At 63.5% G+C, this 24,925-nt stretch carries 21 protein-coding genes; 8 read left to right on the top strand and 13 right to left on the bottom strand.

Going from position 1 to position 24,925, the window contains the following annotated elements; translation table 11 throughout:
• Window positions 1-184: 184 nt before the first annotated feature.
• On the top strand, window positions 185-649 hold the full coding sequence (locus tag OO258_RS09225) for a hemerythrin domain-containing protein (RefSeq protein ID WP_266029938.1): 465 nt from the start codon (window positions 185-187) through the stop codon (window positions 647-649).
• 37 nt (window positions 650-686) lie between these two features.
• Here the strand turns inward: OO258_RS09225 and OO258_RS09220 are convergent, their stop codons facing one another.
• Window positions 687-1,796, bottom strand: coding sequence for a Gfo/Idh/MocA family protein (locus OO258_RS09220; RefSeq protein ID WP_266029936.1), 1,110 nt, complete (start codon window positions 1,794-1,796; stop codon window positions 687-689).
• A gap of 256 nt (window positions 1,797-2,052) precedes the next feature.
• Between OO258_RS09220 and OO258_RS09215 the strand changes: the two genes are divergently transcribed.
• Complete coding sequence (locus OO258_RS09215; protein WP_266029934.1) at window positions 2,053-2,385, top strand: hypothetical protein; 333 nt, start codon at window positions 2,053-2,055, stop codon at window positions 2,383-2,385.
• Window positions 2,386-2,439: 54 nt separating this feature from the next.
• On the opposite strand, the gene OO258_RS09210 is transcribed toward OO258_RS09215, so the two are convergent.
• Entirely contained in the window at window positions 2,440-2,964 is a 525-nt protein-coding gene (locus OO258_RS09210; protein ID WP_266029932.1) for a cupin domain-containing protein, read from the bottom strand.
• A gap of 147 nt (window positions 2,965-3,111) precedes the next feature.
• Between OO258_RS09210 and OO258_RS09205 the strand changes: the two genes are divergently transcribed.
• Window positions 3,112-4,899 (top strand): thiamine pyrophosphate-requiring protein, encoded by a 1,788-nt coding sequence (locus OO258_RS09205; protein ID WP_266029930.1) that lies wholly within the window; start codon window positions 3,112-3,114, stop codon window positions 4,897-4,899.
• Between the two features lie 71 nt (window positions 4,900-4,970).
• On the opposite strand, the gene xth is transcribed toward OO258_RS09205, so the two are convergent.
• Window positions 4,971-5,768: an exodeoxyribonuclease III gene (gene xth, locus OO258_RS09200; RefSeq protein WP_266029929.1), complete on the bottom strand. Its 798-nt coding sequence runs from the start codon at window positions 5,766-5,768 to the stop codon at window positions 4,971-4,973.
• Window positions 5,765-6,007, bottom strand: a complete 243-nt coding sequence (locus tag OO258_RS09195; RefSeq protein ID WP_110744391.1) for a hypothetical protein — start codon at window positions 6,005-6,007, stop codon at window positions 5,765-5,767. Before OO258_RS09195 ends, xth begins: the two co-directional genes overlap by 4 nt.
• Window positions 6,008-6,239: 232 nt before the next feature.
• Here OO258_RS09195 and OO258_RS09190 point away from each other — a divergent pair, with 232 nt between their 5' ends.
• On the top strand, window positions 6,240-6,779 hold the full coding sequence (locus OO258_RS09190; RefSeq protein ID WP_266029927.1) for a type 1 glutamine amidotransferase domain-containing protein: 540 nt from the start codon (window positions 6,240-6,242) through the stop codon (window positions 6,777-6,779).
• A 106-nt stretch (window positions 6,780-6,885) separates the two neighbouring features.
• Here the strand turns inward: OO258_RS09190 and ilvA are convergent, their stop codons facing one another.
• The 4 genes from ilvA to OO258_RS09170 all read right to left on the bottom strand — a co-directional run bounded on the left by ilvA (window position 6,886) and on the right by OO258_RS09170 (window position 11,261).
• Entirely contained in the window at window positions 6,886-8,445 is a 1,560-nt protein-coding gene (gene ilvA / locus OO258_RS09185) for a threonine ammonia-lyase, biosynthetic (RefSeq protein WP_266029925.1), read from the bottom strand.
• Between the two features lie 180 nt (window positions 8,446-8,625).
• Window positions 8,626-9,057 (bottom strand): PACE efflux transporter, encoded by a 432-nt coding sequence (locus tag OO258_RS09180; RefSeq protein WP_110744394.1) that lies wholly within the window; start codon window positions 9,055-9,057, stop codon window positions 8,626-8,628.
• A gap of 197 nt (window positions 9,058-9,254) precedes the next feature.
• The gene (locus OO258_RS09175) at window positions 9,255-10,553 is read right to left on the bottom strand and encodes an ATP-binding protein (RefSeq protein WP_266029923.1); all 1,299 of its coding nucleotides are present in this window, start codon (window positions 10,551-10,553) and stop codon (window positions 9,255-9,257) included.
• 6 nt (window positions 10,554-10,559) lie between these two features.
• Window positions 10,560-11,261, bottom strand: coding sequence for a response regulator transcription factor (locus tag OO258_RS09170; protein ID WP_110744396.1), 702 nt, complete (start codon window positions 11,259-11,261; stop codon window positions 10,560-10,562).
• A gap of 209 nt (window positions 11,262-11,470) precedes the next feature.
• On the opposite strand from OO258_RS09170, the gene OO258_RS09165 reads away from it, so the two are divergent.
• The 3 genes from OO258_RS09165 to mobA all read left to right on the top strand — a co-directional run bounded on the left by OO258_RS09165 (window position 11,471) and on the right by mobA (window position 16,423).
• Window positions 11,471-12,646, top strand: a complete 1,176-nt coding sequence (locus OO258_RS09165) for an efflux RND transporter periplasmic adaptor subunit (protein ID WP_266029921.1) — start codon at window positions 11,471-11,473, stop codon at window positions 12,644-12,646.
• A gap of 11 nt (window positions 12,647-12,657) precedes the next feature.
• On the top strand, window positions 12,658-15,786 hold the full coding sequence (locus tag OO258_RS09160; RefSeq protein WP_266029920.1) for an efflux RND transporter permease subunit: 3,129 nt from the start codon (window positions 12,658-12,660) through the stop codon (window positions 15,784-15,786).
• Window positions 15,787-15,847: 61 nt separating this feature from the next.
• Window positions 15,848-16,423 carry a molybdenum cofactor guanylyltransferase MobA gene (gene mobA / locus OO258_RS09155; RefSeq protein WP_266029919.1) on the top strand — a complete coding sequence of 192 codons (576 nt, stop codon included), beginning with the start codon at window positions 15,848-15,850 and terminating at the stop codon, window positions 16,421-16,423.
• A 129-nt stretch (window positions 16,424-16,552) separates the two neighbouring features.
• Here mobA and OO258_RS09150 read toward each other — a convergent pair whose 3' ends face one another.
• The 5 genes from OO258_RS09150 to peaA form a co-directional block, all read right to left on the bottom strand.
• Window positions 16,553-18,226 carry a fatty acid CoA ligase family protein gene (locus OO258_RS09150; RefSeq protein ID WP_266029917.1) on the bottom strand — a complete coding sequence of 558 codons (1,674 nt, stop codon included), beginning with the start codon at window positions 18,224-18,226 and terminating at the stop codon, window positions 16,553-16,555.
• Window positions 18,227-18,302: 76 nt separating this feature from the next.
• Complete coding sequence (gene peaD / locus OO258_RS09145) at window positions 18,303-19,424, bottom strand: quinohemoprotein amine dehydrogenase subunit beta (protein ID WP_266029915.1); 1,122 nt, start codon at window positions 19,422-19,424, stop codon at window positions 18,303-18,305.
• 31 nt (window positions 19,425-19,455) lie between these two features.
• Window positions 19,456-19,779, bottom strand: a complete 324-nt coding sequence (gene qhpC, locus OO258_RS09140; protein WP_014590799.1) for a quinohemoprotein amine dehydrogenase subunit gamma — start codon at window positions 19,777-19,779, stop codon at window positions 19,456-19,458.
• Window position 19,780: 1 nt separating this feature from the next.
• On the bottom strand, window positions 19,781-21,211 hold the full coding sequence (peaB, locus tag OO258_RS09135; protein WP_266029912.1) for a quinohemoprotein amine dehydrogenase maturation protein: 1,431 nt from the start codon (window positions 21,209-21,211) through the stop codon (window positions 19,781-19,783).
• 48 nt (window positions 21,212-21,259) lie between these two features.
• A complete protein-coding gene (peaA, locus tag OO258_RS09130; RefSeq protein ID WP_416309200.1) occupies window positions 21,260-22,825 on the bottom strand; it encodes a quinohemoprotein amine dehydrogenase subunit alpha in 1,566 nt (521 codons plus the stop codon).
• 496 nt (window positions 22,826-23,321) lie between these two features.
• On the opposite strand from peaA, the gene OO258_RS09125 reads away from it, so the two are divergent.
• On the top strand, window positions 23,322-24,815 hold the full coding sequence (locus OO258_RS09125; protein WP_266029908.1) for an aldehyde dehydrogenase family protein: 1,494 nt from the start codon (window positions 23,322-23,324) through the stop codon (window positions 24,813-24,815).
• The last annotated feature ends 110 nt before the right edge of the window (window positions 24,816-24,925 follow it).

Here is a 24,925-nt window from a genome sequence, read left to right as displayed (position 1 = left end):
GGTTGAAACCCAGACGGTTGCAGGCATATCGACTCATTTTCGTTTCGCTTAGTTTCCCTCCCGCTAACCTGCAACGTGCAGGAGCAGCCTTGCCCGCGCTGATCAACCGCATTGAACCTTGCCAGTTCCAGCCAGCTCAACTGTTCGCAACCGTGACTTTTCCCAGCCCACTGAGAGGTGTCGCATGAACGCAATCGAACTGCTGATCCAGGATCACCAACTGGTGAAAAAATTGCTCGAGGAACTGTCCTCAACCACCGAGCGCGCAGTCAAGAAGCGCGCCGAACTGCTTGCGCGTATCAAGCAGGAAGTGAGCATTCACACGGCTCTGGAAGAAGAAATCCTGTACCCGGCGGTCAAGCAGGCCGGCGGTAAGGAAGAAGCAAAGATGTACTACGAAGCCAAGGAAGAACACCGTACCGTCGACTCGCTGGTCATTCCCGACTTGCTGCATACCGAAACCGGGACCGTGGAATTCGCCGGTCGGGTCAAGGTAATGAAGGAACTGCTGGAGCATCATATCGAGGAGGAAGAAAACGAGCTGTTCCCGACGGCCCGCAAGTTGCTGGGCAAGCAGGCACTTGAAGAGATGGGGCATGCCATGGAAGCGCAGAAGAAACTACTCAAGGGTGAGCAGCGGGCGGCATGAGCGTCACCTGCGCGCCCAGGGGCGCGCAGGCCCTGATCTATTCGGTAGGTGCTTCAGTGTTGATCATCGGAGGTACCTCGGCCAGCGCGAACGCACGGCGCTGCTCGCGCCGTCGGGCAAACGGCCGCGCCGCCAGCGGGTCCAGGCGCTGGGGGTGGCCGGTTTCCAAGGCTCGCTGAATCGCCGCTATCACCCGCACGTCGCGCCAACCTTCGTCGCCGTCAGGCTCAGGCGCCTCATTGCGTAGAATGCAGTCGGAAAAATAAGCAGTTTCTCCAGCAAACTGATCAACTACCGGGTTCACATGAATTCGGGTTTCGCCATCGATCGTGGCCCTGTAGCTGATGGCGACCCCCTCCCCGTAACCGAAGCATGGCGACGCTTCGATTTCCCCTTGGGTGCCCAGCAGTTGGAACCGCTCGGTGTCCGGCAAGGTATAACTCACGGTGAACTGCGCCAGGCGCTCGTCAGCAAACCGTAGGCTGACGGTGACCGTGTCCCAGGTGTCGAGGGTGCTACCTGGCGAATGTACGCCGACGGCAGTGACCTCGATAGGCTCGGCATTGAAAAGCTGGCGGACCATATTCAGCGGGTACGGGCCCATGTCCGCAACCGGGCCGGACGCAAAACCGCTTTGCGCGCGGTGATTGCTGGTCTTCACCCGTTGGGTGAACGTCGAGGTGAACAACCGCGGCTCACCAAAGTTGCCGGCATGCACCCGCTCGATCATGTCCAGCGTGCCTGGTTCGCAGTGCAACCGGTAGGCGATCATCAGCTTGGCTCCGGAACGTTGCGCAGCCTCGATCATCGCTTGGCAGTCGGCCTCGCTGGTGCCCATTGGCTTCTCCAGCAGCACATGGATCCCAGCCTCCAGCGCCGGTATTACAAACTCACGGTGGCGGAAATTAGGCGTGGCGACATATACCGCATCGACCTCACCTGAGCTGAGCAGTGTCGGATAGTCCGCGTAGTCATAGGCTTTGAGCCCGTATTGAGCGGCCAGGCGGGTGGCCTTCTGCGCATCGCCGGTCACCAGTGCGGTGATCACCGAATTATCGGTCTGACCGATGCCGGGCATGAAGGCGCCTTGGGAGATCGAACCTCCGGCCACTACGCCATAACGAATCTTGCCTGCTGCGGTGGGCATGCAAATGCTCCTTTTCATCAGGATGATTGATCGCTTGAGTCATGGGAATGGGCAAGCCGAGCGTGCGAGAGGTTCCATAAATCTGCCCGGGCATCGCGTAGTACGCCAGGCACGCAGGCGATATAACAAGGGGCCGCGGCTACCGGCCCTCGAAAATGAGGGGCGTGCAATGTTCGCTCCACCCGTCGGTGCCAGCGCACGGATGGCGAGTTGCGCCGGCCCAAGAAGAGGAGATCAACCGGAAAGGAGATTCACCATGAAAAGCATCAAGCCCCATTCCCTCATGTTGGTGCTGTGCCTGGGTGCGACCGCGCCGCTGGTGCTGGCCGCCACCGACATGAACGACCAGCGCGCCCCCACTATGCAGCCGCACGACAGCGGGCAGATGAATGGCAACGGCGGCGCCACCGGTTCCGGTACCCCAGGGGATGGCATGGGTACTGGATCTGGCGGTACGAACAGCAATGGCACTGACAACACAGGTGGTGATGGCACCACCAATGGCTCGGGTAGCGGAGGCACGGGAGCGGAGACTGGCACGGGTGGCTCAGGCGGTAGCGCAGGGGGCGGCAGCGGCGCTGGCAGCTGATGAGCGTATCGCTGTCCAGGGCGTGGGGGGGCTGACGAGCCTCGCCCCGCCGCCTCAGCGCCAAGACTTCATCAAGGCCCCATGACTGCCGCAGACCGGGTCCTGTTCTGGGCCTGGCACCCTGGCGATTCGGGCTAATGCCTGCTGATGCTGTGCAGCATCGGGCCGTTGAGTGTCGTAATTTTCCTGGCCCTGTGGATAGGCACCCACCACTAGAAAATCATCACTGCTCTCAATACATCGATGGCCTGTGCCGGCCGGCAGCACCAGCACATCGCCCGGGCTCACGTCCAGGGTCTGCCCAGCTTCCCCACCAAGCATCACCTGGGCCCACCCACAGACGACACCCAATGCTTCGTGGGCATTGGGGTGAAAGTGATGGAAATCGTAGATGCCGGCGCGCCAGACCGGCGTCCAGCGGTGCGCCGCGAACAGCGCTTCGAACCCGCTGGCAACATCCTGCGTCGGTTCAATATGCACGTGGTACAGCAGAACCGGAAAACGGTTGTTCGGTGTAGCGCCGTCATCCTCGAAGTGCAAGGTCCGCACGGTGGCAGGGGCAGTGTCGATGGCCTTCATGGTCCGCTTCCTCGGCAAGTGGTCGGTTCTGTTGCGAACCCACTCCCGATTGAATGGTTCCACTCGGAAAACCTGCGCGAACATGCTTGAAACTTTCCTGGCGCCTACCCAGTCCAGACCCCTATCGATACGGCACGGGAGAGCATGATGAGCAGCACGGTAGGTGACTTTCTGATCGAGCGCTTGTACCAATGGGGTGTCCGGCGAATATTCGGCTACCCTGGCGATGGTATCAACGGGGTGTTTGGCGCGCTGAGCCGGGCCAAGGGCAAGATCCAGTTCGTGCAGGCACGCCATGAGGAAATGGCTGCATTCATGGCCAGTGCGCATGCCAAGTTCACAGGCGAACTGGGGGTCTGCATCGCCACCTCTGGCCCGGGTGCCTCGCACCTGTTGACGGGCCTGTACGACGCACGCATGGACCACCAACCGGTGCTGGCCATCGTCGGCCAGCAGGCGCGGGCTGCGCTGGGGGGGCACTATCAGCAGGAGCTGGACCTGCTGTCGATGTTCAAGGACGTTGCCGGGGCTTTCGTGCAGCAAGCGTCCGCTCCGGAACAGGTGCGCCATCTGCTCGACCGAGCAGTGCGTACTGCCGTCGGCGAACGGCGGGTCACCGCCATTATCCTGCCCAACGACCTGCAGGACCTGCCCTACCACGAGCCCGCGAGGGCCCACGGCACCGTGCATTCTGGCGTAGGTTACAGCAAGCCCAAGGTGGTGCCCTTCGAAGCGGACCTGCAGCGTGCCGCCGAGGTGCTGAACGCTGGGCGCAAGGTTGCAATCCTGGTGGGAGCCGGCGCCCTGCAAGCCTCCGAGCAGGTGATGGCGGTGGCCGAGATGCTTGGTGCAGGCGTTGCCAAGGCGCTGCTGGGCAAAGCAGTCTTGCCCGATGACCTGCCCTGGGTCACTGGCGCCATAGGGCTACTCGGTACCGAGCCAAGTGCGCAGCTGATGAACGAGTGCGACACCTTGTTGATGATCGGCTCCGGCTTCCCCTATGCCGAGTTCATGCCCAAGGAGGGCCAGGCCCGCGGGGTGCAGATAGACCTGCAGCCGGACATGCTCAGCCTGCGCTATCCGATGGAGGTGAACCTGGTGGGCGATGCCAGCGAGACGCTGCAGGCCTTGCTGCCGTTACTCGAACACAAGCGCGAACGGCGCTGGCGGGACAAGATCGAACGCTGGCGCGCGAGCTGGGACAAGACGCTGGGGAAGCGAGCATTGGCAAAGGCCGATCCGATCAACCCGCAGCGCGTGGTCTACGAGCTTTCCGCTCGCCTGCCCGACCATGCGATCATCACCAGCGACTCGGGCTCCTGCGCCAACTGGTTTGCCCGTGATCTGCAGGTTCGCCAGGGCATGCAATGTTCGCTTTCCGGCGGGCTGGCCAGCATGGGCGCGGCGGTGCCCTATGCGATCTCCGCCAAGTTTGCCCACCCCCAACGCAGCGTGGTGGCGTTGGTGGGGGACGGCGCAATGCAAATGAGCAACCTGGCCGAGCTGATCACCGTGGCCAAGTACTGGCATCAATGGGACAACCCGCAGTGGATCTGCGCCGTCTTCAACAATGAAGACCTCAACCAGGTAACCTGGGAACAGCGGGTCATGGAAGGCGACCCTAAGTTCGAGGCCTCGCAGTCGATCCCCGATGTGCCCTACCACCTCTTCGCCATCTCCATTGGCCTGGAGGGCATCTACGTGGAACGGGAAGAAGAAATCGCCGGCGCTTGGGAGCGGGCGTTGGCGGCTGACCGGCCGGTGTTGATCGAATTCAAGACTGACCCGAACGTGGCGCCCCTGCCCCCACACATCAAGCTGGAACAGGCGAAAAAGTTCGCCAGCAGCTTGCTCAAGGGCGATCCGGACCAGGCAGGGGTCATCGTGCAAACGGCCAAACAAGTCCTGAGCTCGGTGCTGCCCGGCAAAAAATGACAAGATTGAGGCCGCCGGGGCAGGCGTACCCTGCCCGGCGGTATCTATCCGCGTTGGCAGTACGACACGCGCTAACTGCGGTGCCGCCGCCCGCCCAGCTCAACCCACACCGGAGCATGATCACTGGCCTTGGCCTCATTGCGCACCCAGGCATCCACGCCAGCACGTTTCAGGTAGGGGGCCAGTTCGCGGTTGAGCAGCAGGTGATCGATGCGCAAACCGGCGTTGCGTGCCCAGTGATTGCGGAAATAATCCCAGAAGGTGTAGATGCGCTCTTCCGGGTACAGGTCCCGAATGGCATCGGTCCAGCCTTGGGCCAACAACTGCTCGAAACACGCACGCGACTGCGGCTGCAGCAGCGCATCCTTCAGCCAGGAACGCGGGTCATAGATGTCCAGGTCCGTGGGTACGACATTGAAGTCACCCGCCAGCACCGTAGGGTGGCCGCTGTCATAGAGTGCTTGCGCATGTTTTATCAGGCACTCGAACCAGCGCAGCTTGTAATCGAATTTCGGACCAGGCTGCGGATTACCGTTGGGCAGATACAGGCACCCCACCAGGACCCCGTGCGCTGCGGCCTCGAGGTACCGGCTGTGGGTATCGTCCTGCATACCCGGCAGACCACGCCGGACCTCCAGCGGCTCGCTGCCCCGCGCCAGAATGGCCACGCCGTTCCACGCTGGCTGCCCCATGTAGATGCAGCCATACCCTGCCGCCTCGATGTCCTGACGCGGAAACTGCTGGTCTGCCGCTTTCAGCTCTTGCAGGCAGGCGACATCGGGCTGCTCCCGCTGCAACCAGGCCAGCAACGCGGGCAAACGACTGCGGATACCGTTGATGTTGAAGGTGGCGATCTTTAGCGTTTTCATGCGTCAGGGTCGTTCACGTGAGCCTGCACAGCGTCCTCCAGTGCCCGCACATGGGCCTGATCGGCCAGTTGCTTGAGCGCTAGCCAGTCGTCCCAATCGATGGCGCCATCGTCGCGCAGGGCTTCGGCGGTGCGCACCAGCGCATGATGGTAGGCATCCGGCGACTCGCGCCGGTAACTGATGTCGTCGTACTGCGCGTACCAGGCTTCCAGTTCAGGAATGCTGCGTTCGATACTCATCGGGCCACCCTCGCTAAACCATTATGGGTGAGAGCACGGTGGGCGCGCAGTGTTCAACCGGGCTGCATTGGCGGTAGCGAGTCGCAAGGCGCTGCGCTGCCTTCATACGCCCGCACCGCTATCGGGTGTGTATCAGGTGCCACAACGTACCGACCGCTGATGCAGCGCGTTGGAACTTCACGTTGGGTCAAGAGCCTTCCTTCTCAGGCCTATCGAAAACGGAGACTCAACGATGAATGCGAAACTGGATGGCAAGCGCGTGGCATTTCTGGTCACCGATGGTTTTGAACAGGTCGAGTTGACCGGCCCGCGTGAAGCCCTGGAAAAGCACGGCGCAGTGGTCGACATACTGGGTGACAAGGAAGGTAAGGTTCGCGGCTGGAATCACGACAAGCCTGCTGATGAGTTTGCAGTGGACGCCACCTTCGACAACGCCCAACTGGATCTCTACGACGCCATCGTACTCCCTGGCGGGGTACAGAATTCCGACACCATTCGCCTGATACCGGGCGCGCAGAAACTGGTGAAGAGCCACGACGCAGCCGGCAAGCCCCTGGCGGTGATCTGCCACGGCGCCTGGCTGCTGGTGTCGGCAGGCCTGGCCCAAGGCAAGCGGATGACCAGTTATCAGACCCTGCAGGACGACATTCGCAACGCTGGCGGCACCTGGGTGGATGAACAAGTGGTGGTAGACGGTAACCTGATCACCAGCCGCAAGCCGGACGATATCCCGGCCTTCAATGAACAGTTGATTAACGCGCTGGCCCGCTGAGTACGCCCCCGGTGCGCACTGCCCAGACCATCGTTCCGGGCAGGCGCACCCGCGCATCGCGGAGGCTATCGACCAGGATTGACGCGGTGCGCTGCGGGGACGGCTGTCAGCCGAGAAACAACTTGTACGCCGGGTTGTCGGTTTCATCCCAGTAGCGATAGCCCATCTCGTCCAGTGCCAATGGCATGCGTTGCAACTCATCTTCCGGCACCTCCAATGCCGCGAATACCCGCGCCTCCGCCGCGCCATGATTGCGGTAATGGAACAGGCTGATGTTCCAGCGCTTGCCCAGCCGTTCGAGGAAGCCCAGCAACGCACCCGGTCGTTCCGGGAACTCGAAGCGCAGTACCCGTTCATTGGCCCCCGGCGCGGCATGGCCGCCCACGGTATGGCGCACGTGCAGCTTGGCCAGCTCGTTGTCGGTCAGGTCCAGTACGCTGTACCCCTGCTCGCGCAAACTGGCCAGCAACCGCTCACGCGGGTCGTGCACCGGGTGGGTCTGCACGCCTACGAACAGGCGCGCCTCCTTGCCAGGGTAATAGCGGTAATTGAACTCGGTGATCTGCCGCTTGCCCAGTGCCTGGCAGAACGCGCGGAAGCTACCCGGCTGTTCCGGGATGGTCACGGCGATGATCGCCTCGCGCTGCTCGCCCAGTTCGGCACGCTCGGCGACATGGCGCAAACGGTCGAAGTTGACGTTGGCCCCGGAATCGATGGCCACCAGTGTTCGCCCCTGCAACCCGTCGCGTGCCACGTACTTCTTGATGCCGGCCACGGCAAGGGCCCCGGACGGCTCGGTGATCGAGCGGGTGTCATCGTAGATGTCCTTGATTGCCGCACACAGCTCGTCACTGCTCACCGTCACCACTTCGTCGACGAAGTGCCGGCACAGCTCAAAACAATGGGCACCAATCTGCGCCACTGCCACGCCATCGGCAAACGTGCCGACCTGCGCCAGGATCACCCGTTCGCCAGCGGCCATGGCCGCCTGCAGGCAGTTGGAGTCCTCCGGCTCGACGCCGATCACCTTCACCTCCGGGCGCAGGTACTTCACATAAGCGGCGATGCCGGCGATCAAGCCGCCACCACCCACCGGCACGAAGATGGCATCGAGCGCACCGGGGTGCTGACGAAGGATTTCCATCGCCACGGTACCCTGCCCGGCGATCACGTCCGGGTCATCGAAGGGGGGCACGAAGGTGGCACCCTCGCTGTCGGCCAGCTTCAGTGCATGGGCCAAGGCATGGGGGAAGCTTTCACCGTGCAGCACCACATGCCCACCGCGCGATCGCACCCCTTCCACCTTCAATGAAGGTGTGGTGGTCGGCATGACGATGGTGGCCTTCAGGCCCAGGTGCGATGCGGCCAGGGCCACACCCTGGGCATGGTTGCCTGCCGATGCAGTGATTACCCCGCGCTCACGCTGCGCGCTGGTCAGGCGCGACAACCGGGTGTAGGCACCGCGAATCTTGAACGAGAAAGTAGGCTGCAGGTCTTCGCGCTTTAGCAACACCTGGTTGCCCAGGCTGGCCGACAAGGCGGGCGCGGCTTGCAGTGGGGTTTCGATGGCCAGGTCGTACACCGGGGCGGCAAGAATGCGCCGCACATGCTCCGACAGCAGTTGCTGGGGGGTGACGGCAGGGCGTGGGACGCTGAAGCTGGTCATCTCTGACTCCTTGGCTATTTTCACGTTGCCCAGGAGTCAGAGAGAAAAAACCCGCCTCCAGGGCGGGTTCGGTGCACGTACGCGCTAGCCCGCCAAGCTGATAATGGCGGTAATAATAATGGCGTTCACGTGCTGGAGAGTGTTCATGGGTGGGAACTTAGCCTGCCGCGCAGTCACAAGTCAACACTTGGCTTGCTGCGCCGAGAGCGGCACATCGAACACCTTGTCGAAAGCCCACTGGAACACAAAGGCGTATACGAAGAAGAACACGAACAGCGCCAGGTTGGTCAGCAGCGCCGCCCACAGGCTCACGCCCAGCCAGTAGGCGACCAGTGGCAGCAGGATCAACACCAACCCGCCCTCAAAGCCCAAGGCGTGCAGCAGGCGCCGCAGGAAGGTGCGCTCACGCTGTTGCTGGCGTGCTTCCCAGCGTTCGAAGGCCCAGTTGAAGCCCATGTTCCAGCTCATGGCGATACCCGACATCAGCACCGACAGCACGGCCGACTGCGCCATGCCTGCACCGAACGCCAGCTCCAGCGCAGGTGCCACGCAGGCCACGGCGATGGCTTCGTAAAGAATGGCCTGGACGATCTTGCGTGCCTTGCCTTGCATGTTCAGCTCCCGGGTAAACGACCTGTAAAACTACAAGAACTGGCCCAGAAGAAAAAGCCTGGCATTTGGACAAGCCAGCATTCGGCTGATCAGCTACGCGGTGTTTCTCTTCAGGTGCCTGCCCGCTGCCACAGGGACCCTACCGATGTCAGCCCCTGTCGAGGCATGCCTGCGAACAGGCGGGCACAGGCACTGCATCAACCCGCAGGCAGGCGAATCCTGAACTGTGCTCCACCGAGTGCCGACTGCGCCACGGTCAAGGTACCGCCCTGCCCCTCGATCGCTCGCCGGCTGATCGCCAGCCCCAGGCCAAACCCACCGGTATTGCGATCCCGGCTGCGGTCCAGGCGATAGAAAGGCTGGAAGATCCGCTCGCGCTCCTGCGCCGGAATGCCGATCCCGTCATCCTCGACCGTCAACAGGCAGGCGCCATCCGCTTCCAGGCGCAAGCGCAGCAGCAGGCTTTCATCGCAATAGCGCATGGCGTTGCGCACCAGGTTCTGCACGGCCCGCGCCGTCAGCCGTGGGTCCAGCACAAAGCGCGGTAACTCGCTTTCGGCCTGCACTTCCCACTGGATACCCCGGCCATCGAGCTCCTCGGCAAACCCGCCCAGCACACTGTCAACCAACTCCAGCAACGACACCTCGACCCGCTCGCGGGCCTGGTCAGCGTTGTACAGGCGGCTGTAGGACAGCAACTCCAGCACCAGTTCATCCAGCTCGCGCACATGCCCGACCAGCTCCAGCAGGCGCTTGCGGCTGGCCGGCGGCACTTCGTCGAACAACAGCACCAGGCCGAAGTCCAGCCGGGTCAGTGGCGTACGCAGTTCGTGCGATACCGCATTGAGCAGCTCGCGCTGTTGGTTGACATGGCGCTCCAGGTCACTGGCCATGGTGTCGAATACCCCAGCCAGCTCCCCGATGTTGGAGTGTGGCGAAATGTGCGTACGCTCGGCCATCTGCCCCTGGCCCAGGCGCCGGGCAGTTTCCTTCAGGCGCTCAAGGTCACGCCAGTGCGGCCATACCCACAGCAGCAGGCAACCAAGCATGGCCGCACCGATCAGCACGGTCACGCCCCAGGACAGCACATTGATGTCCAGCGGGTCGGGGGGTGAATGCAGGCGCACCAGCCATTGCTTGTCCAGCGGCGCCAGGATCGTCTCGTAGTAGCCCCATTCGGCGATCCGCACTGCGTACAGGCCGTGCTCCAGGCGCGCCTGTTCTTCATCGCTCAAGTCGGCCTGGTCCATGCGCAGCAGCTGCAATTGCAGCGGCGCGAAATCATCCGCCAGCTCCTGCTCTACTGCCGGCCACTGCTCACGTGGCGCCTGGCGGAACTGGCGCACGATCAACGACTGCACACCCTTGGCCTGGTCCAGGTTGTAGGCCATGAAGCGGTCATGGAACATCCCGACAATGGTGTCGGGGATGAGCAGCAACGCACCGGCGTAGGCGACGATGATCACCAGGTACAGCCGCACCAGGATCTTGAGCATTGCAGGTCAGCACTCCCACTCGACGCGGCTGAACAGGTAGCCCTTGCCCCACACGGTCTTGATCTTGCGCGCTTCCCCGGCGTTATCGTCGAACTTGCGCCGCAGCTTGGAGATGGCTACGTCCACCGAGCGGTCGGTGCCGTTGAACTCGATGCCGCGCAGCTGCTGCAGGATGCGGTCGCGGTTCATCACCTCACCGGCATTGCGCGCCAGCACCACCAGGAGGTTGTACTCGCCACTGGACAGTTCCACTTCTTCGCCGCGCCAGCTGACCGTGCGCTCGGCCAGGTCGATCCGCAGGCCACCGATAAGGATCAGCTCGTTGTCCAGCCGTGGCTCGTTGACACTGCTGCGGCGCAGCAGGGTACGCACCCGGGCCAGCAATACCCGAGGCTCGCAGGGTTTGGTCACATAGTCATCAGCGCCCATTTCCAGGCCCAGCACCTGGTCATGGCTGTCATCGCGGGCAGTCAGCATCAGGATCGGCAAGCCCTGGGACTCCTGGCGCAGCAGACGGCACAGTTGCAACCCGTCGATGCCCGGCAGCATCAGGTCGAGGATGACCAGGTCGGGCTTTTGCCGGCGGTACTCGTCCAGCACGTGATCGCCCCGAGCGATCACCTGCACATGGAAGTCGTTGCGTTGCAGGTAGCTGGCGATCAGCTCGGACAGGGCGCTGTCGTCTTCGACCAGGAAAATATTCGGCATAGGCGCTTGGGGATCTAGGTTGTGGTAGACCTGACAGAGCTGTCCGGGGCTTGCCCGCGATCAGTTCAGCACAGGAATACTCAGGATATAGAACACCACGACAAGACAGGATTGTTCTTCACACTTTTTCACACTCGCCCTACAGGTATTAACAGCCGCTTGGGCAGCACCTGCCTTAGCATAGGCACGGTCATCATCGGAAGATCCGTATGCCTACTACCCCCTCCCCGCGCCTGCGCCATCTGGCGCTGTTGGCGTTGCTGAGCCTGGCCCTTGCCGGCTGCAACGACAGTGCCGAGCAAGACCAACAGGCCCCCACCCCGCAAGTTCGGGTTGAAACCCTGCAACTGCAGCCGCTGGCCATCAGCAGTGAACTCAGCGGCCGCATCCTGGCACCGCGCACCGCCGAAGTGCGTGCGCGGGTCGCCGGTGTGGTGCTCAAGCGGGTGTACCGCGAAGGCAGTGACGTCAAGCAGGGCGACGTGCTGTTTTTGATCGACCCGGCACCGTTCAAGGCCGACCACGACAGCGCCCGCGCCACCTTGGCCAAGGCCGAAGCCACCCGTTACCAGGCACGTCTGCAGGAGCAGCGCTACCGCCAGCTGGTCGACGACAAGGCCGTCAGCCGCCAGGAATACGACAACGCCAAGGCCAGCTTCATGCAGGCCGATGCCGCAGTGGCCGAAGCCAGGGCGGCACTGGAGCGCGCCCGGCTGAACCTCGGCTACGCCACCGTCACCGCGCCGATCTCCGGCCGTATCGGCCGTGCCCAGGTTACCGAAGGCGCACTGGTCGGGCAAAACGAGACCACGTCGCTGGCGACCATTCAGCAGCTGGACCCGATCCATGCCGATGTTACCCAGTCGACCCGCGAGCTCAACGCCCTGCGCCGTGCCTTGCGTGCCGGCGAGCTGCAGCAGGTGGGCGATGGCCAGGCCCGCGCCACGCTGATCCAGGACGACGGCAGTGCCTACCCACTACCCGGCACGCTGCTGTTCTCCGACATCAGTGTCGACCCCAGCACCAACCAGATCACCCTGCGAAGCGTGTTCCCCAACCCGGACCTCGATCTGTTGCCCGGCAGCTACGTGCGCGTCCGCCTGGAGCAGGCCGTGCAACCCAGCGGCCTGAGCGTGCCGCAGCGCGCCGTGCTGCGTGACAGCGCCGGCGTACCCAAGGTGCTGGTGGTCGACCAGCAGGCGCGGGTCAGCGAGCGCCAGGTGGTACTGGGCAGTGCCCAGGGCGATCGCTGGATTGTCAGCGAGGGCCTGTCCCCCGGCGAGCGCGTGGTGGTCGAGGGGCTGCAACACGTCAAGGCCGGTGACCAGGTGCAGGTCGACAACGCATCCGGGGCACCGCCCATCGCACAGCACACCGGCCAGTGAGGGCCTGATTCATGCCGCAATTCTTCATCGACCGCCCGGTATTCGCCTGGGTCGTCGCCCTGTTCATCCTGCTGGCCGGTGCGCTGGCCATCCCCCAGCTGCCGGTGGCCCAGTACCCCAACGTGGCACCGCCGCAGGTGGAGATCTACGCGGTGTACCCAGGCGCCTCGGCGGCGACCATGGACGAGAGCGTGGTCAGCCTGATCGAGCAGGAGCTAAACGGCGCCGACAACCTGCTGTATTTCGAATCGCAGAGCAGCCTGGGCAGCGCCACCATCACCGCCACCTTTGCCCCGGGCACCCACCCGGACCTGGCCCAGGTCGATGTGCAGAACCGCCTGAAGGTGGTCGAGTCGCGGCTGCCGCGCCCAGTCACCCAGCAGGGCCTGCAAGTGGAAAAGGTGTCCACCGGCTTCCTGCTGCTGGGCACCCTCACCTCTGAAGACGGCAAGCTCGACGAAACCGCACTGTCGGACATTCTCGCGCGCAACGTGATGAACGAGATCCGCCGCCTCAAGGGCGTCGGCAAGGCCCAGCTGTACGGCTCGGAGCGCGCCATGCGCATCTGGATCGACCCGGGCAAGCTGATCGGCTTCAACCTCACGCCCAACGACGTCGCCGAGGCCATTGCGGCGCAGAATGCCCAGGTCGCGCCTGGCAGCATCGGCGACCTGCCCAGCCGCGACACCCAGGAAATCACCGCCAACGTGGTGGTCAAGGGCCAACTGAGCACCCCCGAGGAATTCGCCGCCATTGTCCTGCGCGCCAACCTGGATGGCTCCACGGTCACCGTCGGTGATGTCGCCCGGGTCGAGATCGGCGCCCAGGAATACCAGTACGGCACGCGCCTGAACGGCAAGCCGGCCACCGCGTTCAGCGTGCAGCTGTCGCCGGGTGCCAATGCCATGGAAACCGCCACCCTGGTGCGGGCGAAAATGCAGGAACTGGCGCGTTACTTCCCGGAAGGCGTCAAGTACGACATCCCCTATGACACCTCGCCGTTCGTCAAGGTGTCCATCGAGCAGGTCATTACCACCCTGTTCGAAGCCATGTTGCTGGTGTTCGCGGTGATGTTCCTGTTCCTGCAGAACCTGCGCTATACCCTGATCCCTACCCTGGTGGTGCCGGTGGCGCTGATGGGTACCTTCGCGGTCATGCTGGCCATGGGCTTCTCGGTCAACGTGCTGACCCTGTTCGGCATGGTGCTGGCCATCGGCATTCTGGTCGACGATGCCATCGTGGTGGTGGAGAACGTCGAGCGCATCATGACCGAGGAAGGCCTGCCGCCCAAGGAAGCGACGCGCAAGGCCATGGGCCAGATCAGCGGTGCAATCGTCGGCATCACCCTGGTGCTGGTGGCGGTGTTCCTGCCCATGGCCTTCATGCAGGGCTCGGTGGGGGTGATCTACCAGCAGTTCTCGCTGTCGATGGCCGTGTCGATCCTGTTCTCGGCATTCCTGGCCCTCAGCCTCACCCCGGCGCTGTGCGCCACCTTGCTCAAGCCGGTGGCCAAGGGCGAGCACCATGAACGCAAAGGCTTCTTCGGCTGGTTCAACCGGCGCTTTGAAAGCATGAGCAACGGCTATGAGCGCTGGGTGGTGCAGGCGCTCAAGCGCAGCGGCCGCTATCTGCTGGTGTACGCGGTGCTGCTGGCGGTCCTGGGCTATGGCTTCAGCCAGTTGCCCACGGCGTTCCTGCCCACCGAAGACCAGGGCTACACCATCACCGACACCCAGCTGCCACCAGGGGCCAGCCGCATGCGCACCGAGCAGGTGGCCGCGCAAATCGAGGCACACAACGCCGAAGAACCCGGCGTGGGCAACACCACCGTGATCCTCGGCTTCAGCTTCTCTGGTAGCGGGCAAAACGCGGCGCTGACCTTCACCACCCTCAAGGACTGGTCCGAGCGTGGTGCCGACGACAGCGCCCAATCGATTGCCGACCGCGCCAGCGCGGCCTTCTCTCAGCTGAAGGACGCCGTGGCGTTTTCGGTGCTGCCGCCGCCTATCGACGGCCTGGGCGAGTCCACCGGCTTCGAATTCCGCCTGCAGGACCGCGGTGGTATGGGCCACGCCGAGCTGATGGCCGCCCGCGATACGCTGCTGGCCACTGCCGGCAAAAGCAAGGTGCTGACCAACGTGCGCGAAGCCTCGCTGGCCGAAAGCCCGCAGGTGCAACTGGAGATCGACCGCCGCCAGGCCAATGCCCTGGGCGTGTCGTTTGCCGACATCGGCTCGGTACTGGATGTGGCGGTGGGCTCCAGCTACGTCAACGACTTCCCCAACCAGGGCCGCATGCAGCGGGTGGTGGTGCAGGCCGAAGGCGACCAGCGCAGCCAGGTCGAAGACCTGCTGAAAATCCACGTACGCAACAACAGCGGCAAGATGGTGCCACTGGGCGCATTCGTCCAGGCCAAGTGGGTCAGCGGCCCAGTGCAGTTGACCCGCTACAACGGCTACCCGGCGGTGTCGATTTCCGGTGAGCCGGCAGCCGGCCACAGTTCGGGCGAAGCCATGGCCGAAATCGAACGCCTGGTGGCGCAGCTGCCACCCGGCGCTGGCCTGGAGTGGACCGGCCTGTCGCTGCAGGAGCGCTTGTCCGGCAGCCAGGCGCCGATGCTGATGACATTGTCGTTGCTGATCGTGTTCCTGTGCCTGGCAGCGCTGTACGAAAGCTGGTCGATCCCGACCGCCGTGCTGCTGGTGGTACCGCTCGGTATCCTGGGTGCGGTGCTGGCCGTGACCCTGCGCGGCATGCCCAACGACGTGTTCTTCAAGGTTGGCCTGATTACCCTGATCGGCCTGTCGGCGAAGAACGCCATCCTGATCATCGAGTTTGCCAAGCACCTGGTCGACCAGGGTATGGACGCCGTTGACGCCGCCGTGCAGGCTGCTCGCCTGCGCCTGCGGCCGATCGTGATGACCTCGCTGGCGTTCATCCTCGGGGTGGTACCGCTGGCCATCGCCACCGGCGCGAGCTCGGCCAGCCAGCAGGCCATTGGAACCGGGGTGATCGGCGGCATGCTCAGCGCCACCCTGGGGGTGGTGTTCGTGCCGGTGTTCTTCGTGGTGGTGATGCGCCTTGCGGGACGGCGTCAGGCGCGTGACGCCAACGCACAAGCCGGGATCAGCGAAAGCTGACTGGACAAGCCCCGTGTGAAATGGGAGGGTTCCCGGCAATGACTGCCCGGAGCCCTTTTTCATGCCTGATGCACTGCCCCCCTGCTCCATCCTCATTCTCGCCGGCGGCCGTGGCCAACGCATGGGCGGCCGTGACAAAGGCCTGGTCGCGTGGCAGGGCGAACCGCTGGTTGCGCATGTACAGCGGGTGGTGCGGCCGCTAAGCGATGACCTGGTGATTTCCTGCAACCGTAACCAGGAGGCTTACCGTACGTACGCTGACCAGTTGGTGGGCGATACCGAAGCGGACTTCCCCGGGCCGTTGGCGGGGGTGATTGCCGGGCTCAAGGTGGCACGGCATGAGTGGATGGTGGTACTGGCCTGCGATGCACCACTGGTTGACCGCGATTTGATCGAGGAGCTGCTAAGGCTGGCGGTGGCCAGTGACAGTGCGGCAATGGTACGTCAGGGTGGGTTTTGGCAGCCGATGTTCAGCGTGCTGCCACGCCGGATACTGCCAATGCTGGAGCAGGTCTGGGCGACGGGAGAGCGGAGTTTGCAGAAGGCCTTGCTGCGCGAGGCGGTGCAGGGGTTGGAGTGTGCCGATGATGATCGCCGGTTGAGCAACTTCAACAGCCCGGAACTGCTGCAAGGCTGAGATTCTCTGCTGCCTGTACCGGCCTCTTCGCGGGTAAACCCGCTCCCACAGGGACCGCACGGAATTCGAACACGGTGATGAACCTGTGGGAGCGGGTTTACCCGCGAAGAGGCCGGTACAGGTAATGCATCATCCAGCAGCCAACTCCGCGACACTGATCTCGCGCATCCTGAACTTCTGCACCTTCCCGGTCACCGTCATCGGGAACTCGTCGACAAAGCGGAAGTACCGGGGCACCTTGAAGTGCGCGATCCGCGCCTTGGCCCACGCGCGCAGGTCCTCCTCGCTGGCCACTTGCCCCGGGTGCAAGCGCACCCAGGCCACGATCTCTTCACCGTACTTGCTGCACGGCACGCCAATCACTTGCACATCCGCCACCGCCGGGTGGGTGAAGAAGAACTCTTCCAGCTCGCGCGGGTAGATGTTCTCGCCGCCGCGAATGATCATGTCCTTGCTGCGCCCGACGATGCGCACGTAGCCCTGCTCGTCCATCACCGCCAGGTCACCGGTATGCATCCAGCCCTCTTCATCGATACTTTCAGCCGTGGCCTTGGGGTTGTTCCAGTAGCCCAGCATCACGCTGTAGCCACGGGTGCAGAGCTCGCCGATCTCGCCGCGCGGCAGGGTGTTGCCGTCGGCATCCATCACCTTGCTCTCCAGCCGTGGCTGGGTGCGGCCGACGCTGGTCACGCGGCGTTCCAGGTCGTCTGTAGCGCCGGTCTGCAGCGACACCGGGCTGGTCTCGGTCATGCCGTAGGCAATCTGCACCTCCGCCATGTGCATCTCGCCAATCACCCGGCGCATGACCTCGATCGGGCAGGTGGCGCCGGCCATGATGCCGGTACGCAGGCTCGACAGGTCGAATTCGCCCCGCTGTGGGTGGTCCAGCTCGGCGATGAACATGGTTGGCACGCCGTACAGCGCGGTGGCCTTTTCTTCGGCCACCGCACTTAACGTGGCCAGTGGGTCGAAGGCGTCATTGGGGTAGATCAGCGTGCTGCCGTGCGTCATGCAGCCCAGGTTGGCCATGACCATGCCGAAGCAGTGGTAAAGCGGTACCGGCACTACCAACCGGTCGTGCTCGGTCAGGCCCAGGCTTTCGCCGACCATGTAGCCGTTGTTGAGGATGTTACTGTGGCTAAGCGTGGCGCCTTTGGGGAAACCCGTAGTGCCAGAGGTGTACTGGATGTTGATCGGGTCGTCGCAGCGCAGTTGGGCCTGGCGCTCGGCCAGGGCCTCGCGGCTGACGGACTCAGCGCGAGCTTGCAGATCGGGCCAGGCGAGAAAGCCCACCGGCGGCGTGGCAGCCAGGCTGACCACGCCGCGCAGCTCAGGGAAGCGTTCGCTTGTCAGCACGCCCGGCTGGCCGTTCCCCAGGCCCGGAATGAGACCGAGCAGCATGGCGTGGTAATCGGAAGTCTTGAACGCGTCGGCACAGATGATCCAGCGGCAGCCGGACTGGCCAAGCGCGTAGTCCAGCTCGCTGGAGCGATAGGCCGGGTTGATGTTGACCAGGATCGCGCCAACCTTGGCGCTGGCGAACTGGGTAATGCACCATTCGGCGCAGTTGGGTGCCCAGATGCCCAGGCGGTCACCCGGTTGCACGCCCAGGGCCATCAGCGCACGAGCGTGCTGATCGACGGCATCGGCCAGTTGCTGCCAGGTAAAGCGCAGGGCCTGGTGGCGGACCACCAAGGCTTCGCGCTCGGGGAAGCGGGCGACGGTGGTGTCGAAGGCGTCGCCGATGCATTGGGTAAGCAGGGGCTTGTCCTGGTTGCCCTGGGAGTAGCTTGGCTGGGGCATGGGCGTTCTCTTGTTGTTCTTGTGCTTTCTGTGCCGGCTGCTTCGCGGCTAACCCCGCGAAGCAGCGCACATCGGTTTAGCGGACGAACACCTGCGGCGTGGTGGTGGACATGTCACCACCCGGCAACTTGATGTTCTTCACCTTTTCCAGGGTATCGGGGTTGAACACCGCAAGGTCATTGAAGGTGCCGCCCAAGTACAGCTTGTCGCCCTTTTTGTCGAAGGTGACGCAGTAGTAGGTGTGCTCCAGATTAGCCGCCTTGATCAGCTTGCGCTGCTTGATGTCGTATTTGGCCAGGCGGTTGAGTACGCCGTAGATCTGGTTAGGGTCCTTGGGCGAGCGCAGGCCGGTGAAGTAAAGCTCGGTCAGGTCGGCGAATTCCTGGGTGTGGGTCTTGCCTGTCTTCAAGTCGACACTGAGGTAGCCGTACAGCAGCTCGGCGTCGTTCGGGTCCTGCTTCTCATCCTTGAACTTGGCAATGGTGTACAACATCGAGAACTCGTGGCGCGGGTTCTGGTGCGGCCAGAAATACAGCACGTCCGGGGCGCTGTAGCCCTTGCGGTTCCAATTGCGAAGCGGCAAGGCCACGGTGTACTTGCCGGTCTTCACGTCCATCTTGTAGATATCCGGCCCGGCGAAATACAGCGTGCCATCGTCGGCGGTGCGCATCAGGTACACCTGGCGCGGCATGGGGTAGGTACGCACCGGCTTGGCCGCAAGGCCATCGGCGCTGTTGAACACTTCCAGCCGTGGCGGCTTTACCACATAGTGGTCGTTCAGGCGCTGGGTCGGGTTGACCGTGGCGTACACCTCCTTGCCGTCCGGGCTGACGGCGAACGAGTACATCGACCGGCCCACCTCGCCTGGCACGCTCGACAGGTTGGCGTGGAAGGTGTTCTTGCAGGTGTCCAGGTCGATGCCGTAGATGTCGCCGTAGTGGTTGTTGAGCACGTAGGCGGTGCGGTTGTCAGGCGCCATCATTGCGGTGCCAGGGCCGAACTTGTCGGGCATGACGCAGCTCTTGTACACCGTGTCGCTGGCGACATCGACCACATGCAGGTTGTTCGGGTAATTGGTCACGATCATGTATTCGTGGCCAGCCTTCAGTGCCGGCCCGGTGTCGTCGGCCTGTACCAGGCCGGCAAAGGCCGTGGCGGCGATGGTGAGCGCGAGTGGCGCGCAGCGTCCAGCTTTCATGCGGTTTCCCCTTGTCATTCTTGTTGGGCCGTCACTTGTCTTTCGGGAACACGGTGCCGAGGTTGCGCCAGTCCTCTGCCGAGTTGGTCGCCTGGGCGTTCCAGTCCTGGTAGGTGCTCATCATGTCCGGCACCTGGGCCGGCCACCAGCAAGGGTCGGAGCAGCCATACAGGTCGGCCTCCATCGGCTGGCACAGCGAACTCACGCCACCAAAGGCGTCCACCTCCCAGCCCGGGTCGGTAGTGGCCGTGCAGCCTGCCACCGCACTCATTGCCATCACTTCTTCGACACGGTCTTCGGCGGCAGCCTGCTCGAGGATGCGCGCCTTGTTGTTCAGGGGCTTCAAGTGCTTCATGTCAGTGCGCCTTCCGCGGGGTGATGTAGCGATCGATGAAGGCCGGGTTGGCGGCCATGATGCGGCTGTAGACTTCGATGCCGAAGTCCACCCAGTCGCGCATCAGTTCGCAGTAGTGGTAGGTCGGGTGCTGCGGATCGCCATAGCGCGCATAGCTTTCGTGGTAGCAGCCGCCCGAGCAGAGGTTGCGGATGCGGCAGCTTTCGCACCCTGTGTTGCTGCGGTCCAGGCGCTGCGACAGGAAGTCGTTGAGCTGAGCTTGCTTGACACCTTGGTGCACGTTGCCGAAGGTCGGCAGGTTGGAGCCGGTAAAGCGGTGGCACAGGTTCAATTCGCCCTTGTGGTCCACCGCCAGCATTTTCAGCCCGGCACCGCACGGCAGGGCCTTCTTGTGGCCCTCGTGGATATCGGTAATCAGCTGGTGCAGATTGGAGAACCCGATATTGCGGTGTTCCAGCGCCGCCTCCAGGTACTTGCGGCCCAGCGCCTTCATGTTGGCAAACACCTGCACCAGCTCTTCGCCAGTCAGGTTGAAGTCGGCCATGTCGCCTGAGGTGACCGGGGCAAAGCCGACCTCGGCGAAGCCCATTTCGTTGAACAGGTGGTTCCAGATGGTTTCGACATCGGTAATGCCACGCGTCAGCGTGACCCGCGCGCCTACCGGGCGGCTGGTATAGCGCGACAGCAACAGGTCGGCCTTGCGCCGCACCACGTCATAGGTGCCCTGCCCGCCCACAGTGATGCGGTTGCGGTCGTGCACGGTCTTGGGGCCGTCGATACTGATCGACAGGCCGAAGCGGTGGGCGTTGAGCCAATCGATGATTTCTTCGGTGAGCAAGGTGGCATTGGTGGTCATGATGAACTCCACCTGCTTGCCCGCCTCGGCAAAACGCCGCTCGCAGTAGGCCACCATGTGCTCGATCAACGGCCGGTTTGACAGCGGTTCGCCACCGAAGAACACCACGCTGTAGCGCGTCTCGTCGGGCGACTCCTTGAGCAGCATCTCTACCGAGGCTTCGGCGGTGTCAGTGCTCATCTTCTTGCCGGCCGAAGGCTTGTCCAGGTCTTCCTTGTAGCAGTAGGTACAGCTGAGGTTGCAACCGGTGTTGACGTTGAGTACCACGGTATTCAGCGCGGTGCGCTCGACCTGCTTGAGGGCGATTTCCGGGGTCAGCGGCGAGCCGTCGCTGACCAGCTCCAGCGCGATCAGCTCGCGCAAGGTGTCCTGAATATCGTCGCCGGCAAACTGCTGGCCAAGGCGCTGCATCAGCTCCTCGGCCGAGCAGCCGTGCTGGCGCAAGGCGTCGATGATGCTGCCGGTCACCGCATCGGTGGCAAACAGCGAACTGCTGGGGATATGGAACAGCATGCGGTCGGCATCGACCTGCACTTCATGCAGGTTGCGTTCGACCAGGTTCAGTTGTGCGCCCATGGCGACCTCCCGATAATCGATCCGTTGGAAAACCGTTGCGCCTTGCCGTTACGGCAGCGGCGGGTTGTTCCAGCGCTGAACGGTGACGATCAGGTGCCCTTCGCCGGTCTGGCCGCCGTCGGCCAGGGTGGCGATGACCTTCAGGTTACCGGCGTTGTTGGTCATCATCTTGCGCTCGGGGTTGGGGCCCGCACCGCCTGGCACGAACACCCCGTCGGCCTGCATCTTGCCGGCGAACTTGAGGTCTTCGTCCTCTACCGCACGCTCGTTGAAGGGCTCGACCTTCCAGCTGGCCGGCAGGTAGCCGATGCGCAGCGGCTGGCCGTTGGCATCCTTACCCCAGGCTTCGGCCTCGAAACGGCCCTGCACTTTTGGCACCGAGGCGCCGTTCTCGCCAATGCGGGCAATGGAGAAGGCCGGCACCACTTTCACTTCGTCGACCTTGTCGTAGACCGCCAGGTTGCCACCTTTGAGCGCCCCTACCGCGACCTCGCGCTGGCCAGGCTTGGCATCGGCCGCAGCGCGGGCCTTGACCCGTACCAGGGTCGGGGTCTGCTCCAGCACTTCGCTCACTTCCACCCCGGCGCCCAGGTCCGGCTTGCCGCTCAGGCCGCTGCCGACCAGGGTAATTTCGCTTTCAGCGCCAGCCTTGATGAACGCCGGCTGTACCGCCAGCAACCGCGCCTTGCCCTCTTTCACGGCGCTGAAGTCCAGGCCACGCTCATCGTGCTCGGCTTCGAACATACGGCCTTTCATCTCGCCGTCCAGCGCGGCGAACACCTGGCGCAGGCTGGCGTCGCCGACCTTGATGTTGCCCCGCCACTCGTAGCCGTTGTAAAGGATCGCCGAACCGCTGCCGTTGAACGGCGTGCCGTCGGCGTAAGCGCCCTTGACCTCGACCTTGAAGGTGTCACCCTCGTCGGCGGTCACGCTCATCACCCCACGGACATCGCCCTTGGCCAGCATGTGGCCGCTGAACGCCCACTGCCCCGCCAGCACGTCGGCCTTCGGTTTTGCCTGCTGCCATTCAGCCCAGGCCGGGTTGTCCAGCGGATAGCGCTTGGCAAGTTCCGGCACCACCTGTTGCAGGGCAATTGGCAACCAGTCGCGGTCCCGCGCCTGGGCCTGGTATTCGAGGGACGGCCACTGGCCCAGGTGGAAGTTGACCAGGTGCTCCCACTCCTTGGCCGGGCGACGTTGCAAGGCGACGCGAGCACCGGAGTGGCAACGGCCACAGGTTTCGCTGAGCTGGGTATCGAAGTGCTCGACAGTGTTGAGCCTGCGCTCCATGGCGTAGCGCACGCCATCGGTCTCGCTGGGCGCCAGGCCCTGCTTGTCGGCCAGGTACTTGACCAAGGTGCGGCGGTCGTCGTCGCTGATCTGCAAGCCGTGCATCACCTGCATGCGGGCGATGCTCATCAACCAGCCCTCCGGCGTTTTACGCTGGTGGCTGATACGGCTGTAGGTATCGTTGCCTTCAGGGATATGGCACCCCATGCATTTGTTCTGCAACAAGCTCGGGCCCTGCTCGGCCGCCATGGCCTGGGTGCTCAGCAGCGCGGCGGCGACCAGCGCCAGTTTGCCCGCATGCCGCCGGAGTCGAGTCATCTTCAAGGTCAGACCTCCACGGTTGTTGTTCTTATCGTTTTTCGCACGCTTTGGTACAGCAGGTGTGCATGTGAAGGTTGCGATACAGGAACTGTGCCAGTTGCGGTAAAAGCGTTTCCTTTCAACCTTTTAAGCGGTTTTCCGTGTTTGGCCAGCAGCAAAGATGGCCACTTGTAGCGTGCCATTTCGCGACAGGGTGTTTCATCCTGAGACAGTGGCCTGCGATGCAGGCCTTGGCGGGCATGCCCGCTCCCAAAGAAATCACACCGGCCTCAATTCTGTGCCCTACCGGTGGGAGCGGGCTTGTCCCGCGAAGAGGGCCGTACAAAGCAGTGTTTCACCAACGTCTCACACCGTCTCAATGTGCAACAGCGCACCCTTGCAATCGGAACCTTGCATCCCGGCAAAACCCAATCAGCTCAATGCCTTGCTGCCAACTGCCCACCTTGGCACGGCCATTGCGCCAGTGCCTGTCACATCCAATGACAAGAGGCACAGCCCCATGCTTTCCGACCTGCCCATCCTGCCCGCCACCCGCGCCTTTCTCGAACGCAAGCTGCAGATGCGCATCGGCGCCGACTGGCAGGACGCTGCCAGCGGTCGCACCCTGCAGTTCCGCAACCCGGCCACTGGCGAAGTGCTGGGTGAAGTGCCTGCCGCCGAGGCCGAAGATGTCGACCGCGCCGTGCGCGCCGCACGCCAGGCCTTCGACGACTCGCCCTGGAGCCGTCTGCGCCCGCGTGAGCGGCAGAACCTGCTGTGGCGCCTGGCCGAGCTGATGGAGCGCGACGCCCGCCAGTTGGCCGAACTCGAGTGCCTGAACAACGGCAAGAGCGCCGTCGTGGCCCAGGTGATGGACGTACAGCTGGCCATCGACTTCCTGCGCTATATGGCGGGCTGGGCCACCAAGATCGAGGGTAGCACTGTCGAGGCTTCCATGCCGTTGATGCCCAATGACCAGTTCCACGGCTTCGTGCGCCGCGAGGCAGTTGGCGTGGTCGGCGCCATCGTCGCCTGGAACTTCCCCCTGTTGCTGGCCTGCTGGAAGCTCGGCCCGGCGCTGGCCACCGGCTGCACCGTGGTGCTGAAGCCTGCCGATGAAACCCCGCTAAGCGTGCTCAAGCTTGCCGAACTGGTCGACGAGGCTGGTTACCCGGCCGGCGTGTTCAATGTGGTTACAGGTACCGGCCTGAACGCCGGCGCTGCGCTAAGCCGTCACCCCGGCGTAGACAAGCTGACCTTCACCGGCTCAACCGAAGTCGGCAAGCTGATCGGCAAGGCGGCCATGGATAACATGACCCGCGTCACCCTGGAGCTGGGCGGCAAGTCGCCGACCATCGTCATGCCTGATGCCAACCTGCAGGAAGCCGCAGCCGGCGCGGCCACGGCGATCTTCTTCAACCAGGGCCAGGTGTGCTGCGCCGGCTCGCGGCTGTACGTGCACCGCAAGCACTTCGACAACGTGGTGGCAGACATTGCCAGCATCGCCAATGGCATGACGCTGGGCAGCGGGTTGGACCCTGCGGTGCAGATGGGCCCGCTGATCTCGGCCAAGCAGCAAGACCGTGTCACCGGCTACATCGAACTTGGCCGCGAACTGGGCGCCACCATCGCCTGCGGCGGTGAAAGTTTCGGGCCTGGCTACTTCGTCAAGCCGACCGTGATCGTGGATGTCGACCAGCGTCACCGGCTGGTACAGGAAGAAATCTTCGGGCCGGTGCTGGTGGCGATGCCATTCGATGACATCGACGAAGTGATCGGCATGGCCAACGACAACCCCTATGGCCTGGGTGCAAGCATCTGGTCCAACGACCTGGGGGCCGTGCACCGCATGATCCCGCGCATCAAGTCCGGCTCGGTGTGGGTCAACTGCCACAGCGCGCTGGACCCGGCGCTGCCGTTTGGTGGCTACAAGATGTCTGGCGTCGGGCGTGAGATGGGGGCCGCGGCCATCGAGCATTACACCGAGCTCAAGTCGGTGTTGATCAAGCTCTGATCTTCTGCCTTGTCTGGCCCTTTTGCGGGTAAACCCGCTCCCACAGGATCACCACAAATCTGAACGCTGTGGTGTCCCTGTGGGAGCAGGTTCACCCGCGAAGAGGCCAG

The organism is Pseudomonas sp. DCB_BI, from assembly GCF_026240995.1.
Classification (GTDB): domain Bacteria; phylum Pseudomonadota; class Gammaproteobacteria; order Pseudomonadales; family Pseudomonadaceae; genus Aquipseudomonas.
Note: the sequence above shows the minus strand (reverse complement) of the source record. Positions and strands in the feature narration are given on the sequence as shown.

Excerpts from the sequence above, each read along its gene's own strand:
- OO258_RS09225 (WP_266029938.1), top strand. The coding sequence starts at position 185 with ATGAACGCAATCGAACTGCTGATCCAGGATCACCAACTGGTGAAAAAA.
- OO258_RS09220 (WP_266029936.1), bottom strand. The coding sequence starts at position 1,796 with ATGCCCACCGCAGCAGGCAAGATTCGTTATGGCGTAGTGGCCGGAGGT.
- OO258_RS09215 (WP_266029934.1), top strand. The coding sequence starts at position 2,053 with ATGAAAAGCATCAAGCCCCATTCCCTCATGTTGGTGCTGTGCCTGGGT.
- OO258_RS09210 (WP_266029932.1), bottom strand. The coding sequence starts at position 2,964 with ATGAAGGCCATCGACACTGCCCCTGCCACCGTGCGGACCTTGCACTTC.
- OO258_RS09205 (WP_266029930.1), top strand. The coding sequence starts at position 3,112 with ATGAGCAGCACGGTAGGTGACTTTCTGATCGAGCGCTTGTACCAATGG.
- xth (WP_266029929.1), bottom strand. The coding sequence starts at position 5,768 with ATGAAAACGCTAAAGATCGCCACCTTCAACATCAACGGTATCCGCAGT.
- OO258_RS09195 (WP_110744391.1), bottom strand. The coding sequence starts at position 6,007 with ATGAGTATCGAACGCAGCATTCCTGAACTGGAAGCCTGGTACGCGCAG.
- OO258_RS09190 (WP_266029927.1), top strand. The coding sequence starts at position 6,240 with ATGAATGCGAAACTGGATGGCAAGCGCGTGGCATTTCTGGTCACCGAT.
- ilvA (WP_266029925.1), bottom strand. The coding sequence starts at position 8,445 with ATGACCAGCTTCAGCGTCCCACGCCCTGCCGTCACCCCCCAGCAACTG.
- OO258_RS09180 (WP_110744394.1), bottom strand. The coding sequence starts at position 9,057 with ATGCAAGGCAAGGCACGCAAGATCGTCCAGGCCATTCTTTACGAAGCC.
- OO258_RS09175 (WP_266029923.1), bottom strand. The coding sequence starts at position 10,553 with ATGCTCAAGATCCTGGTGCGGCTGTACCTGGTGATCATCGTCGCCTAC.
- OO258_RS09170 (WP_110744396.1), bottom strand. The coding sequence starts at position 11,261 with ATGCCGAATATTTTCCTGGTCGAAGACGACAGCGCCCTGTCCGAGCTG.
- OO258_RS09165 (WP_266029921.1), top strand. The coding sequence starts at position 11,471 with ATGCCTACTACCCCCTCCCCGCGCCTGCGCCATCTGGCGCTGTTGGCG.
- OO258_RS09160 (WP_266029920.1), top strand. The coding sequence starts at position 12,658 with ATGCCGCAATTCTTCATCGACCGCCCGGTATTCGCCTGGGTCGTCGCC.
- mobA (WP_266029919.1), top strand. The coding sequence starts at position 15,848 with ATGCCTGATGCACTGCCCCCCTGCTCCATCCTCATTCTCGCCGGCGGC.
- OO258_RS09150 (WP_266029917.1), bottom strand. The coding sequence starts at position 18,226 with ATGCCCCAGCCAAGCTACTCCCAGGGCAACCAGGACAAGCCCCTGCTT.
- peaD (WP_266029915.1), bottom strand. The coding sequence starts at position 19,424 with ATGAAAGCTGGACGCTGCGCGCCACTCGCGCTCACCATCGCCGCCACG.
- qhpC (WP_014590799.1), bottom strand. The coding sequence starts at position 19,779 with ATGAAGCACTTGAAGCCCCTGAACAACAAGGCGCGCATCCTCGAGCAG.
- peaB (WP_266029912.1), bottom strand. The coding sequence starts at position 21,211 with ATGGGCGCACAACTGAACCTGGTCGAACGCAACCTGCATGAAGTGCAG.
- OO258_RS09125 (WP_266029908.1), top strand. The coding sequence starts at position 23,322 with ATGCTTTCCGACCTGCCCATCCTGCCCGCCACCCGCGCCTTTCTCGAA.